The following is a 13238-nucleotide window of genomic DNA, read 5'->3' as shown; positions in this document are numbered from 1 at the left end:
GTGTGGCCATGCAACGCACAACGGTGTGGTCGTGGCTGATCGGTGGGATGCTTCTGATCGCACAGAGCGCACTCTCCCTCACAGCGGTGTTCGCGCGCGCCGACGGTGACCCGGTCGCGCCCACCGCGGCGCTCGGCGCCGCCGCGTGCACGTTCGTCGCGTGCGCGGTCTTCGCGATCGGCGTGAACCGTTCGGAGAGCGTCGTCGGCCGGCGACCCGGCGGCATCCTCGTGCTGATGTCGCTCGGCGTGGTCTCCCTCGTCGAGGCCGCCGGGAGGGGAAGCGCCGACGGTGCGTCGACGGTTCTGGGGGCGGCAGCGGTCTACGCGCTCACTCTCGCCGCGGCGATCGTGATCGCCCGGGCCGGAGTCGTCCCGGCGCCGTGGAGCTGGATCCCCCTGGCCGCGGTCTCGCTCGCGCTCGCGCTGTCGCTGTTCTTCGCCGTGATGGTTCCCCTCCTCGCGCCGCACGCGGCAGGGGTGAAAGCGTGGACGCTCCCCGCGACCATGCCCGCCCTCATCGGCGTGGTGTCCATCGTCCTCGCCGTGACGACCCGGCCGGGCGCCGCCCGCGCCGCGGCGATGGGCCCGCAGGTCAGCCACGGCTGACACGCGTCAGATCCGGGGCCGAAAGACCTTGCCCGGATTGAGGATGCCGGTGGGGTCGAAGACCGCCTTGATGCCACGCTGCAGCCTGTCCTGATCGGGCCCGAGCTCGTCGGCGAGCCACCGGCTCTTGAGGACCCCGATCCCGTGCTCCCCGGTGAGGGTGCCGCCCAGGCGCAGCGCGGCGCGGAAGAGTTCGTCCGCGGCATCCCAGATCTGCGCGGGGACCTCGTCGCCGTCGAAGACGAAGTTGGGGTGGAGGTTGCCGTCGCCGGCGTGGCACACGGTCGGGATCGTCAGACCGTAGGTGCGCTCGACGCGGGCGATCTCATCGAACATCGCGGGCAGGGCGCTCCGCGGCACGGACACGTCTTCGATGAGGGTGGTGCCCAGGCGCTCCATCGCGGGGTGCATCGAGCGGCGGATCGTCCAGAGGCGTTCGGCCTCGGCGTCGTCCTCGGCCAGGCGCACCTCGCCGCCCGCGGCGGACAGGACGGCGGCGATCGTCGCCTGCTCGTCCTCGGCGGCAACACCGTCGGTCTGCACGGTGAGCTGGGCCGCGCCTGGCCGGGGCGCCGGGAGCCCGAGCAGGTCGTGAGCGGCGGCGAGGCTCGTCGCGTCCATCAGTTCCATGATCGCGGGGGCGGCGCCCGACGCGGTGACCGCCGCGGATGCGACCGCGGCGCTGCGTACATCGGGGAACACGGCGGTCAGGGTCCGGGAGGTGCCCGGGACGAACCGGCGCAGCTTCAGCGTCGCCCCGACGACGACGCCGAGGGTGCCCTCGGAGCCGATCATGAGAGCGGTCAGGTCGTAACCGGTGACGCCCTTCACGCTGCGATGACCGACGTGGATGAGCGTGCCGTCGGCGAGCACGACGTCGAGGGCGAGTACGGCGTCGCGCACGACGCCGTACTTGGCGCACAGGAGCCCGCCCGCTCCCGTGGCGATGTTGCCGCCGACGGTGGAGATGTCGCGGCTGGCCGGGTCGGGTGCCCACCACAGGCCGAGCGGGGCGAGCTCCGCGTTCAGGGTGCCGTTGAGGATGCCGGGTTCCACCACCGCCAGCAGGTCATCGGCCCGCACCTCGAGGATCCGGTCCATTCCCCGCAGGGACAAGGCGATCTCTCCCGGGCCAGTGTTCGCGGCGCCCGCGAGACCGGTGCCGGCGCCGCGCACGACGACGGGTGTGCCCGTGCGGTGGGCGATGCGCATCGTGGCCTGGACGTCGGCGACCGAACGCGCGTGGACGACGCCGAGCCCGGGGGCGGGGGAGCGGTGGCCGGACTTGTCGGCGCGGGCATCCTCGCGTGCGGCGGAGCTGGTGTCGACGCGCTCACCCAGCTCGTCGCGCAGCAGCGCGAGGACGTCGGTCACGACAGGCGCTTGCGTCCGACCAGCACGCCGACGACAACGGCGATGACGCCGAAACCGAGGCCCACCCAGGCCTGGCCGGCGCTCCACCAGACGATGGTGGCCGACAGGGCGATGAGGAGTTCGACGAGGCCGCGGACGAAGGGGTGCACGCGAAGCACGGGCCGCGGCGAGACGACGAGGCCCCAGAGGACCAGGGCGCCCAAAGGTGCGGCGATGCCGACGATGATGTTCCACGGCAGGTCCCAGGCCGTGAAGCCCCACACGGCGAGGGTGCCGACGGCGAACAGGGCGCAGAGCAGGCTGAGGATGTCGATGACCGACAGCGGGGCGCGGGTGCCGGCGGGGAGGGGCTCGGCCGGCTTCTCGGGACGCACGGTGGGGAGGTCGGACATGCCTCGATCCTACGGGGCGGGGCTGCCGAGCCTGCCCCGCCGCGACGCGGCATCCGATATGCTCAGGGTGTCGCGACTGGCGTCTGAGGTGGGCCACCACCGGGGAGCGATTGACACGGCATTCGACCGCGCGCCTGGGCCGATGCGAGATTCTCATCCCGAAAGCCGTCGTCAGGAGTACGCCATGACCGATCCGCTCTTCAACGCCCCGCTCGCCGAGGTCGACCCCGAGATCGCGGAGGTCCTCGAGCGCGAGCTCGACCGCCAGCGCGGATTCCTCGAGATGATCGCCTCGGAGAACTTCGTGCCCGTCTCCGTCCTGCAGTCGCAGGGCTCGGTGCTCACGAACAAGTACGCCGAGGGCTACCCCGGCCGCCGCTACTACGGCGGCTGCGAGGAGGTCGACGTCGCCGAGGAGCTCGCCATCTCCCGCGCGAAGTCCCTCTTCGGCGCCGAATACGCCAACGTCCAGCCGCACTCCGGTGCCTCCGCCAACGCCGCCGTGCTGCACGCGATCGCCCGCCCCGGCGACACCCTGCTCGGTCTGTCGCTCGACCACGGCGGTCACCTGACGCACGGCATGAAGATCAACTTCTCCGGCCGCCTCTACAACATCGTCGCGTACGGCGTCGACGCCGACACCTCGCTCGTCGACATGGACGAGGTGCGCCGCCTCGCGATCGAGAACAAGCCGAAGGTCATCATCGCCGGCTGGTCGGCCTACCCCCGCCAGCTCGACTTCGCCGCCTTCCGTGCGATCGCCGACGAGGTCGGCGCACTGCTGTGGGTAGACATGGCGCACTTCGCCGGTCTCGTCGCGGCGGGCCTGCACCCGTCGCCCGTGCCGCACGCGCACGTCGTCTCCTCGACGGTGCACAAGACGATCGGCGGCCCGCGTTCGGGCTTCATCCTCACCAACGACGCCGACATCGCGAAGAAGATCAACTCCGCCGTGTTCCCCGGCCAGCAGGGCGGTCCGCTCATGCACGTCATCGCCGCCAAGGCGACGGCGTTCAAGCTCGCCGCGACCGACGCGTTCAAGGAGCGTCAGGAGCGCACCGTCCGGGGAGCTGCGATCCTCGCCGACCGGCTCTCGCAGCAGGACGTGAAGGATGCCGGCATCTCGATCCGCTCGGGCGGGACCGACGTGCACCTCGTGCTCGTCGACCTGCGTGACGCCGCGATCGACGGCAAGCAGGCCGAAGACCTGCTGCACGAGATCCGCATCACGGTGAACCGCAACGCGGTGCCGAACGACCCGCGTCCGCCGATGGTCACCTCGGGTCTGCGCATCGGAACCCCGGCGCTCGCGACCCGCGGCTTCGGCGATGCCGAGTTCACCGAGGTCGCCGACGTCATCGCCCTGGCTCTGCAGCCCGGCGCCGACCTCGAGTCGCTCCGCGCGCGCGTCGCGACCCTCGCCGACGCCTTCCCGCTGTACCCCGGCCTGCAGCAGTGACCGCTCGCGTCCTCGACGGCAAGGCGGCGTCGGCCGCGATCAAGACCGAGCTCGCCGAGCGCGTCGCGGTGCTGAAGGAGCACGGCGTGACGCCTGGCATCGCGACGGTCCTCGTCGGTGCCGACCCGGCATCCCAGCTGTACGTCGGCATGAAGCACCGGCAGTCTGAGGCGATCGGGATGAACTCGATCCAGCGCGAGCTCCCCGCCGACGCGACGCAGGAGCAGGTCGAGGCGCTGATCGATGAGCTCAACGCCGACCCCGCGTGCCACGGCTACATCGTGCAGCTTCCGCTGCCGAAGCACCTCGACACCGACCGGATCCTGGAGCGGATCGACCCCGAGAAGGATGCTGACGGCCTCCACCCGACGAACCTCGGGCGCCTCGTGCTCAACGTCAACACCCCGATCGCGTCGCCGCTGCCGTGCACGCCGCGCGGCGTGATCGAGCTGCTGCTGCGCAACGGCTACGACCTGAACGGCAAGCACGTGGTCGTCGTCGGCCGCGGCGTCACGATCGGCCGCTCCATCGGCCTGCTGCTCACGCGGCGCGAGTACAACGCGACCGTCACCCTCACCCACACCGGCACCACCGACCTGGGGGAGCACCTGCGCCAGGCCGACGTCATCGTCGCCGCTGCGGGCGTGAAGCACATCGTCCGCGCCGAGCACGTCAAGCCCGGCGCCGCCGTGCTCGACGTCGGCGTGACCCGCGAAGACGACCCCGAGACCGGCAAGAGCCGCGTCTACGGCGACGTGCACCCCGACGTCGCAGACGTCGCGGGTTTCCTATCTCCGAACCCCGGCGGCGTCGGCCCCATGACGGTCGCGCTCCTCATGACCAACGTCGTCGAGGTCGCCGAGCGCCAGGCGGGCCTGCGCGCCTGAGTCCGCGGCGCGCGCGATCGCAATGGATCGTGCGCGACGCGCCGACGGTTGGCTGATGGGTGCCGCGTGTCGCGCGGCATCCATTGCAATTCAGAGCAGGAGCGCCGGGCGGGCGCGGCGGGCGTCAGGCGGTGAAACGGGCGAGGAAGGCGCGGGTGCGCTCCTCACGCGGATGCCGCAGCACAGCCGCCGGCGGCCCTTGCTCGACGATCGTGCCGGCGTCGAGGAAGACGACTCGGTCGGCGACGTCGCGGGCGAACGCCATCTCGTGGGTCGCCATGAGGATCGTCGCGCCTTCGGACGCCAGGTCGCGGACGAGCTCCAGCACTTCACCGACGAGCTCCGGGTCCAGCGCCGAGGTGATCTCGTCGAGCAGCAGCACCTCCGGGTCAGTCGCGATCGCGCGGGCGATCGCGACGCGCTGCTGCTGACCGCCCGAGAGCCGATCGGGGTGGGCGCCGGCCTTGTCGGCAAGGCCGACCCGCGCCAGCAGCTCGATCGCGCGAGCCTCGGCGTCGCGTCGCGGCATCCGGTGCACGACCCTCGAAGCGAGGGTGATGTTCTCGAGCACCGACAGGTGCGGGAACAGGTTGAAGCTCTGGAACACCGCGCCGAAGCGGGCGCGCACCCGGTTCCCGTCGATGCGGGGGTCGGAGATGTCCTCGTCGCCGAGGAAGATTTGGCCGTCGTCGATCGGCTCGAGGAGCCCCAGGCAGCGCAGCAGCGTCGACTTGCCCGACCCGCTCGCCCCGATGAGGGCGACGACCTCGTGCTGCGCGAGCGAGACGTCGACCCCGGCGAGCACCTCGCGTTCGCCGAAGGACTTGCGGATGCCGGTGGCGCGGAGCACGTCGGTCACAGGATCGATCCCGTCTGCTCGCGCTCGCGGAGCTTCGCGGTGTACCAGTCGGTCAGCCGGATCGTCGGGATCGCCAGGAGGACGAACAGCACGCCCGCGACGACGTACGGGGTGAAGTTGTAGGTGAGGGCGACGACGCTCTTCGCGCTCGCGATCGCGTCGAGCGCGGCGAGGATCGAGATGAGGCCGACGTCCTTCTGCATCGAGATGAAGTCGTTCATCAGCGGCGGCGTCATGCGCCGAAGCGCTTGGGGGAGGACCACCCTGCGGAGGGTCTGCACGTGGCTGAGCCCGAGCGCGCGCGCCGCCAGCCGCTGTGACGGGTGCACCGACTCGATTCCCGCCCGGATCACCTCGGCCACGTACGCCGAGTAGGTCAGCGTGACCGCGATGACGCCGAGGACGACCTCGTTGATCCGCTCGTTCAGGATCGTCGGCAGCCCGAAGCCCACCAGGTACAGCACGATGACGAACGGCAGTCCCCGGAACAGATCCGTGTAGCCGGCCGCGAGCGCCCGGATCGGGAAGAACACCGGCCCGCGGAGGGTGCGCAGCAGCGCGATCGCGAGCGCGCTCAGACCGACGGTGAAGAGCGAGATCACCAGCACCTGGAGGTTGAGCAGGAAGCCGTGCCAGACCTTGGGCAGCGCCTGCAGTGCGATCTCCGGGTCGAAGAACGTGCGCTGCACCGTCGCCCAGCCCTCGGTGTTGATCACCGTGATCCACACGATGAGCGCGAAGGCGAGAGTGGATGCCGCGGCGATCAGCACCGACCGTAACTGGCGGCCGCGGCGATACGCGCGCCGCTCGAGTTCGAGCTGGCTCGGGACGAAGGTACTCACGGATCGACGCTAGCGCGCGGTCACTGCAGCTGCGTCACGCCTTCCGTGAGGCCCGACAGCCACTCCTCTTCGAGCGCGGCGAGGGTGCCGTCCTCGCGGAGCGCGTCGACGGCGGCGCTCACGTCGTCGGTGAGCGGGGAGTCCTTCGCCAGGAGCATGCCCCACTCGTCCTCGATGCCGGCCTTGGGCAGCTCGCCGACGAAGAACGAGTCCTCGATGTAGAAGTTGACCGCGACGTAGGCCGTGGGGGTGTCGAGGACGATGGCGTCGATCTGACCCGCGCCGAGCGCGGCCGTGGCATCCTCGTTCGAGTTGTACAGCTTCGGCTCGATGCCGGCGTCCAAGGCCTCGAGGGTCAGGGCGCTCGTGGAGTTCGCCATCGCTCCGATCACGAGGTCCTTGAGGCCCGCGACATCGGTGACGCCGTCGGCGGCGCCGCCCTTGATGGCGACGATCGACTGGCTGGCGGCGTAGTACGGCGACGAGAAATCGACGCCCTGCTTGCGCTCCTCGGTGATCGTGTACTGCTGGATGTTCACGTCGAAGTTCTTCGGGCCCGGGGCGATGGCCGACTCGAAGCTCGTCCGCACCCACTCGACCTCGTCGGCGGAGAAGCCGAGCTCCTCGGCGACGGCGTACGCGACGGCGGCTTCGAAGCCTTCGCCCGACTCGGGGTCGTCGCCGATGACGTACGGCTCGTACGCCGTCTCGCCGGTGGCGACGGTGAACACACCGGGCGTCACGAAGTCCTCGGGCGCGGGGCCGGCGGCATCCGTCGTCTCTTCGGGTGTGTCGGCGGCACCCGTCGCGCACCCGGCGAGGGTGAGGGCGGCGGCTGCGGCGGTCGCGAGCAGGACGGTGCGCAGAGCGGGACGACGGGACATGTGGGCCTCCGGGGGGTGAGTGGCGGCCGTTGCTGTCGGCCGGTGCCGTCGATCATTCTGACGCGAGACACCCGCGCGTGGTGCGGGTGGCGACGGTTTGTTACACCGATGTCACCTCCGCCGGTGCCGGCGCGTCAGTACGAGTCCCGCTCCACCGGCCCCTGCGCGGTGACCCATCTCTGTGCGAGCGCCTCGGGGTGGGTCTGCTGACCGAGCAGCCCCATCGACGCGGCGAGGTCCGACGGCCCGACGAACACCCCGTCCACCCCGTCCACCGCCGCGATCGCGGTGTCGTCGTCGGCACATGGTCGCATTCGTTGGCCGCCGGACGTCTCGGCGATCCGCCCGTCGCCCACCTGTGGGGTCGGACCCCGGTCGATCGCGTCGAGGATGGGCTCGAGCGATACCGGGCCTTCCTGGTCGGCTGACGCTCAGCCGCCGGCGTGCCGGTCGAGGAAGGCGTAGACCTCGCCGTCGTCCACCCCCGGAAAGGACCCGGCCGGCAGCGGCGAGAACATCTGCATGTGGACGCGGGCGCTCGGCCACGCCTTGCCCTCCCAGCGCCGCGTCAGGTCGGCATCCGGTCGACGGCAGCAGGCGACGTCGGGGCAGGTCGAGGTCGCCCGCTTCTGCGTCTCGCGACCGCGGAACCAGCGTGCGTCGTCGAAGGGAACCCCGACAGTGATGGAGAACTCGCCGTCCGTCGTCGAGCCGGTCTGGCTGGAGCACCAGAACGTCCCGCTGGGGGTGTCGGTGTACTGGTAGTGCTCGGTCGTGCGGTTCTGCTCCGCGAAGGCCGAGCGCGCAGCGAACTTGCGGCACACCATCTGGCCCTCGACGGCTCCCGTCACATCCATCGGGAGGGGGAGACCGTCGTTTTCGTAGACACGGCTGATCGCGCCCGTGCCGTCGACGCGGAGGAAGTGCAGTCGGATGCCGAGATGTTCGGTCGCCAGATTGGTCAGGCGCATCCCCGCCGCTTCATGGGTCACGCCGAACGCATCGCGGAAATCCTCGACCGCGAGGTTGCGGTCCTTCTTCGCCTGGCTGAGGAACGCGACCGACGCCGTCTCCGGCATCAGCGCGGCCGCCGCGTAGTAGTTGATCTCGAGTCGCTGCTGCAGGAAGTCGGCGTAATCGGTCGGTGGAGTGTGCCCGAGCAGACGGTGGGCCATCGCCTGGAGGGCCATCGACCGCAGGCCGTGACCGCCGGGGATGGAGGCGGGCGGCAGGTAGATGCGGCCGTTCTCCAGATCGGTGACCGAGCGAGCCGAATGAGGGAGGTCGCTCGCGTAGATCAGCTCGAAGCCGAGCTGCTCGGCCATGATGCTCACGGTGCGGTGGGTCAGCGCGCCGCTCGTGTGGCCGGCCGCCTTCAGCTGCTTCTCGGCGAGCTTCTCGATGTCGGGCAGGTAATTGGCCTGGTCGCGCATCCGCAGCCGCAGTTCGGTGTTGGCACGACGTGCCTCCTCGGGGGTGGCGATGGCCTCGCGTTCGCGTCGGTCGAGCTCGCGGTGGAGCGCGAGGATGCCCTCGATCGTCTCGTCCGACATCGTCTTGGTGACCTTGACCGGCGCGACTCCCAGCCGCCGGAACACCGGGCTCTGCTGGGCACGTTCGAGTTCGAGTTCGAGCGCCGCCCGGCGGTTGGGCGGCTCCGCGGAAAGGAGGTCGGTCACGTCGGTCCCGGTCGCGCTCGCGATCGCCTGGAGGAGGGACAGCTTCGGCTCCCGCTTGCCGTTCTCGATGAGGGAGAGCTGGCTGCCCGCGACTCCGACGATCGCACCGAGCTCGTCGAGCGTGAACCCGTTCTCCATCCGGTGATGGCGGATGCGGTGTCCCAGGGTGGAAAGCTCGATCGGAGTGGCCATATCTTGAGCGTAGTGGAAAGAATCGCGATTCTTGGCGCCTGATTTCCCGGAAGGAACCTCTGCGGCGAAGGCAATGTGGAGATACGCCCACCACCGAAGGAGCGCCGGATGGCCATCGCAGACCTCTTCACCCGCACCACCACGACCGGATCCAACCCCGTCGTTGCGCCGCGCGGCGTGCGCCCCGCACTGACCGGCGAGGGCATAGCCGCCCTCGAGGCGTGGGTCGATGAAATCGCCGCGCTCACGACGCCCGACCGCATCCATTGGGTCGACGGTTCGCGCGCCGAGAACGACGCGCTCCTGCGCGAGCAGGTCGAAGAGGGCAAGCTCATCAAGCTGAACCCGGAGTGGCGTCCCGGCTCCTACCTGGCCCGTTCGCACCCGAGCGACGTCGCCCGCACCGAGGCCCGCACCTTCATCGCCTCGGAGCGCCCCGAAGACGCCGGCCCCACGAACAACTGGGTCGCGCCCGACGAGATCCGCGCCACCATCACGCCGCTGTTCGCCGGCAGCATGAAGGGTCGCACGATGTACGTCGTCCCCTTCTCCATGGGTGCCGTCGGCGGCCCGCTCTCGCACATCGGCGTCCAGGTCACCGACAGTGCGTACGCCGTCACCTCGATCGGCATCATGACCCGCGTCGGCACCACGGTGCTCGAGCAGATCGCCGCCGGCAAGCCGTGGGTCAAGACGGTGCACTCGGTGGGTGCGCCGCTGGCCCCGGGCCAGAAGGACGAGCCGTGGCCGTGCAATGACGAGAAGTACATCGTGCACTTCCCCGACACGCTCGAGGTGTGGTCGTACGGCTCTGGCTACGGCGGCAACGCGATCCTCGCGAAGAAGTGCTTCGCGCTGCGCATCGCCTCGGTCATCGGCCGTGACGAGGGCTGGCTCGCCGAGCACATGCTCCTCATCCGTGTCATCGACCCGAAGGGCAAGGCGTACCACGTGGCCGCCGCCTTCCCCTCGGCCTGTGGCAAGACGAACCTCGCCATGCTCCGTCCGACCATCCCCGGCTGGCGCGTCGAGACCCTCGGCGACGACATCGCGTGGCTGCGTCCCGGCGAGGACGGACGTCTCTGGGCGATCAACCCCGAGGCCGGCTTCTTCGGCGTCGCGCCCGGTACCGGCGAGTCCACGAACGTCACGGCCGTCGAGACGCTGTGGGGCAACACGATCTTCACGAACGTCGCGCTCCGCCCCGACGGTGACGTGTGGTGGGAGGGGCTGACCGACGAGGCGCCCGCCGAGCTCACCGACTGGCAGGGCAAGCCGTGGACGCCCGCGTCCGGCACGCCCGCCGCGCACCCGAACTCCCGCTTCACGGTGAGCGCCGGCCAGTGCCCGCAGATCGCCGAGGACTGGGACGCCCCCGAGGGCGTGCCGCTCGACGCGATCCTGTTCGGCGGCCGCCGCGCCACGAACGTCCCGCTCGTCGTCGAGGCGACCGACTGGACGCACGGCGTGTTCATGGGCTCGAACATCTCGTCCGAACGCACCGCCGCAGCCGAGGGCACCGTCGGCGAACTGCGTCGCGACCCGTTCGCGATGCTCCCGTTCTGCGGTTACAACATGGCGGACTACTTCGGCCACTGGCTGAAGGTCGGTCAGGCGCTCCGCTTCGACCGCGCCCCGCGCATCTTCCAGGTCAACTGGTTCCGCAAGGGTTCCGACGGCCGGTTCCTGTGGCCCGGATTCGGTGACAACGCGCGCGTCATCGACTGGATCATCCGCCGCATCGACGGTTCGGTCGGCGCCGAGGACAGCCCCATCGGGCGTCTGCCGAAGACCGAGGACCTCAACCTCGCGGGCGTGGACGTCCCGGCCGAGGACCTTCAGGAGCTCTTCGACATCGACCCGCAGCTGTGGCTGCAGGAGGCGGACCTGACCGAGGAGTTCTACCAGACCTTCGAGGGCAAGGTGCCGCCGGCCCTGTACGCCGAGCTCGCCGCGCTCCGCTACCGCCTGAAGCGGGCTCAGCAGGACGCCTGAGTCCCCGCTCCCCGCTCACGCCAAGAGGGTCCCTGCACGGTGCAGGGGCCCTCTCGCGTGTCCGGCTCAGCGCCGAGTGCACGGCTCGGCCGGTGGGCGTGGTCAGACCAGGAGCTGGCGGGCGGCGAGGTCGCGGTACAGCGGCACGGTCTCGACGAGCTCGGCGTGCGTGCCCTGTCCGACGACGCGGCCGTCCTCCAGGACGATGATCAGGTCGCTGTCGACGACGGTCGACAGTCGGTGCGCGATGACGATGAGGGTGCGACCGGATGCCACGGCGTCGATGGCCTCGCGCATGCGCTGCTCGTTGAGCCCGTCGAGCGAGGACGTCGACTCGTCGAGCAGCAGGATCGGGGGAGCAGCGAGCAGGGCACGGGCGATCGCGAGACGCTGACGCTCGCCGCCGGAGAGCATGACACCCGCCTCACCCACCGGCGCGTCCAGCCCGAGCGGATTGCGCTCGAGCACATCCCCGAGGTTCACGGCGCGGAGCACCCGCTCGCAGTCCGCATCGGTGGCGGCGGGGGACGCCAGCCGCAGGTTGTCGGCGAGGGTGCCCGCGAGGGTCGGGGCGTCCTGCTCGACGTAGCCGAGCTGAGCGCGCAGGGCGAGGCGGTCGAGCGTCCGCGCGTCCGTTCCGCCGATGAGCACGGCGCCGGAGGTGGGGTCGTAGAACCGCTCGATGAGCGACAGCGTCGTCGACTTGCCGGCGCCCGACGGGCCGACGAGGGCCACGCGAGCACCGCGCGGCACGCGGAAAGAGACCCCTCGCAGCACCTCGCCCTCGGCGGGCGCGGCGGTCTCCTCCGGCAGCGGCACGTGCCCGTCGGCGAGGGTCTTCAGCGCCTCGTCCGTCGCGCCGCGCCGTGCCTCGATGACGGCAGCGGGGTAGGAGAAGTGCACGTCCCGGAACTCCACGGCGGCATCGCTCGCGTGATCCTGTGCGGAGCGCGTGGCCGCGGCGTCGGGCTCGGTCGCCATCGCGCCGACCTCGGCCGCGGTGCTCGCGGGCGCGGCATCCCGCTGAACGGATGCCGCGAGCTCGGCGTCGTGCGCCGTCTCGTCGTCGAGGTCGAGGACCTCCTGGATGCGCCCCAGTGCGCCGAGCGCCTGGTTGACCGAGGTGAGCGCCCCGAAGAAGGAGGCGAGCGGCTGGACGAGGAAGAACAGGAACATGACGAACACGACGAGCTCGGCGATGGAGATCGCGCCCGCGGCGACGCGGAAGCCGCCGACGCCGAGGACGACGAGGAGCGAGAGCTGCAGGGCGACGCCTGCGACGGGGACGACGAGGGCCGACGCCTTGGCGACATCGAGACCCGCGGCATACGCTCCGGCAGCCGTCTCGCGGATGGCGTCCTCCTCGCGGGCGGCGGCGCCTGCGGCGCGGATCGTGCGGATCGATCCGACGGCGCGCTCGACGCCCGAGGCGAGCTCGCCGACTTTCTCCTGCTGTGCCTGCGTCGCGCGGCGGATGCGACCGCTGAGCGCGCCGACGACGGCGACCGAGGCGCCGATCACGACGATGATGCTGGCCAGCAGCAGCGGGTCGATGACGAGCATCGCGACGATGGCACCGACGAAGATGAGCACGTTGCCGAGCGAATCGGCCAGTCCCTGGGTGAGGACGGCGTAGAGGAGCGTCGTGTCCGTGCCGACGCGGGACACGAGGTCGCCCGTCCGGCGCGCGTCATACTCCCGGACGGGCAGGTGCAGGAGCTTCGCGATGAGACGGCGGCGGCTCGAGTAGACGACGGCGGTGCCGGTGCGCTGCAGGAGGTAATGCTGGAACCCGCCGATGACCGACGACGCCACCACGAGACCGATGAGGGCCCAGATGAGCGCGCCGAGCGGCACGCTCTCCTGTACGCGCGAGATGAGCTCGCCCACCAGCAGCGGCTGCAGCAGCGTCGCGATCGCTTCGGCAACGCTGAGGACGGCCACCACGATGAGCACCTTCTTGTGCTCGAGGAGGAAGGGCAGCAGCTGCTTCAGGCTGGCGCGGGGCCCGTCCTCTTTGCGTGAACGGCGGATGCCGCGGGTGCGGCGGGCGGTGTCGGAAGACAT

Annotated in this window: 11 protein-coding genes and 1 pseudogene; 4 read left to right on the top strand and 8 right to left on the bottom strand. The window is 70.7% G+C overall.

All coding sequences use genetic code 11. The features are described from left to right. Positions 1-8: 8 nt before the first annotated feature. On the top strand, positions 9-608 hold the full coding sequence (locus ACHFGS_RS10760; RefSeq protein ID WP_394279899.1) for a hypothetical protein: 600 nt from the start codon (positions 9-11) through the stop codon (positions 606-608). Between the two features lie 6 nt (positions 609-614). Here the strand turns inward: ACHFGS_RS10760 and ACHFGS_RS10755 are convergent, their stop codons facing one another. Next, positions 615-1982, bottom strand: a complete 1368-nt coding sequence (locus tag ACHFGS_RS10755; protein ID WP_394279900.1) for an FAD-binding oxidoreductase — start codon at positions 1980-1982, stop codon at positions 615-617. Further along, positions 1979-2374 (bottom strand): YrdB family protein, encoded by a 396-nt coding sequence (locus ACHFGS_RS10750; RefSeq protein ID WP_394279901.1) that lies wholly within the window; start codon positions 2372-2374, stop codon positions 1979-1981. The genes ACHFGS_RS10755 and ACHFGS_RS10750 overlap by 4 nt, the downstream gene beginning before the upstream one ends. A 184-nt stretch (positions 2375-2558) precedes the next feature. On the opposite strand from ACHFGS_RS10750, the gene glyA reads away from it, so the two are divergent. Both glyA and ACHFGS_RS10740 read left to right on the top strand, forming a co-directional pair. Next, on the top strand, positions 2559-3833 hold the full coding sequence (glyA, locus tag ACHFGS_RS10745; RefSeq protein WP_394279902.1) for a serine hydroxymethyltransferase: 1275 nt from the start codon (positions 2559-2561) through the stop codon (positions 3831-3833). Further along, a complete protein-coding gene (locus tag ACHFGS_RS10740) occupies positions 3830-4720 on the top strand; it encodes a bifunctional methylenetetrahydrofolate dehydrogenase/methenyltetrahydrofolate cyclohydrolase (RefSeq protein ID WP_394279903.1) in 891 nt (296 codons plus the stop codon). Before glyA ends, ACHFGS_RS10740 begins: the two co-directional genes overlap by 4 nt. 124 nt (positions 4721-4844) lie before the next feature. Here the strand turns inward: ACHFGS_RS10740 and ACHFGS_RS10735 are convergent, their stop codons facing one another. The 5 genes and pseudogenes from ACHFGS_RS10735 to ACHFGS_RS10715 form a co-directional block, all read right to left on the bottom strand. Then, positions 4845-5579, bottom strand: coding sequence for an amino acid ABC transporter ATP-binding protein (locus ACHFGS_RS10735; RefSeq protein ID WP_394279904.1), 735 nt, complete (start codon positions 5577-5579; stop codon positions 4845-4847). Next, positions 5576-6421: an amino acid ABC transporter permease gene (locus ACHFGS_RS10730; RefSeq protein ID WP_394279905.1), complete on the bottom strand. Its 846-nt coding sequence runs from the start codon at positions 6419-6421 to the stop codon at positions 5576-5578. Before ACHFGS_RS10730 ends, ACHFGS_RS10735 begins: the two co-directional genes overlap by 4 nt. Positions 6422-6441: 20 nt before the next feature. Continuing rightward, positions 6442-7305, bottom strand: a complete 864-nt coding sequence (locus ACHFGS_RS10725; protein WP_394279906.1) for an ABC transporter substrate-binding protein — start codon at positions 7303-7305, stop codon at positions 6442-6444. A 182-nt stretch (positions 7306-7487) separates the two neighbouring features. Beyond that, positions 7488-7589: pseudogene (locus ACHFGS_RS10720) on the bottom strand (aldolase/citrate lyase family protein); the annotation flags it as partial. Positions 7590-7736: 147 nt separating this feature from the next. Then, a complete protein-coding gene (locus ACHFGS_RS10715) occupies positions 7737-9176 on the bottom strand; it encodes a helix-turn-helix domain-containing protein (protein WP_394279907.1) in 1440 nt (479 codons plus the stop codon). A gap of 108 nt (positions 9177-9284) precedes the next feature. On the opposite strand from ACHFGS_RS10715, the gene ACHFGS_RS10710 reads away from it, so the two are divergent. Then, on the top strand, positions 9285-11171 hold the full coding sequence (locus ACHFGS_RS10710; RefSeq protein ID WP_394289456.1) for a phosphoenolpyruvate carboxykinase (GTP): 1887 nt from the start codon (positions 9285-9287) through the stop codon (positions 11169-11171). Between the two features lie 102 nt (positions 11172-11273). Here the strand turns inward: ACHFGS_RS10710 and ACHFGS_RS10705 are convergent, their stop codons facing one another. After that, a complete protein-coding gene (locus tag ACHFGS_RS10705; RefSeq protein ID WP_394279098.1) occupies positions 11274-13238 on the bottom strand; it encodes an ABC transporter ATP-binding protein in 1965 nt (654 codons plus the stop codon).

It is taken from the genome of Microbacterium sp., from assembly GCF_043427715.1.
Taxonomy (GTDB): Bacteria; Actinomycetota; Actinomycetes; order Actinomycetales; family Microbacteriaceae; genus Microbacterium.
This window is presented reverse-complemented; position numbering and strand designations above follow the sequence as displayed.

Coding starts and splice junctions, on each gene's coding strand:
- ACHFGS_RS10760 (WP_394279899.1), top strand. CDS start 9: ATGCAACGCACAACGGTGTGGTCGTGGCTGATCGGTGGGATGCTTCTG.
- ACHFGS_RS10750 (WP_394279901.1), bottom strand. CDS start 2,374: ATGTCCGACCTCCCCACCGTGCGTCCCGAGAAGCCGGCCGAGCCCCTC.
- glyA (WP_394279902.1), top strand. CDS start 2,559: ATGACCGATCCGCTCTTCAACGCCCCGCTCGCCGAGGTCGACCCCGAG.
- ACHFGS_RS10725 (WP_394279906.1), bottom strand. CDS start 7,305: ATGTCCCGTCGTCCCGCTCTGCGCACCGTCCTGCTCGCGACCGCCGCA.
- ACHFGS_RS10715 (WP_394279907.1), bottom strand. CDS start 9,176: ATGGCCACTCCGATCGAGCTTTCCACCCTGGGACACCGCATCCGCCAT.
- ACHFGS_RS10710 (WP_394289456.1), top strand. CDS start 9,285: ATGGCCATCGCAGACCTCTTCACCCGCACCACCACGACCGGATCCAAC.
- ACHFGS_RS10705 (WP_394279098.1), bottom strand. CDS start 13,238: ATGTCTTCCGACACCGCCCGCCGCACCCGCGGCATCCGCCGTTCACGC.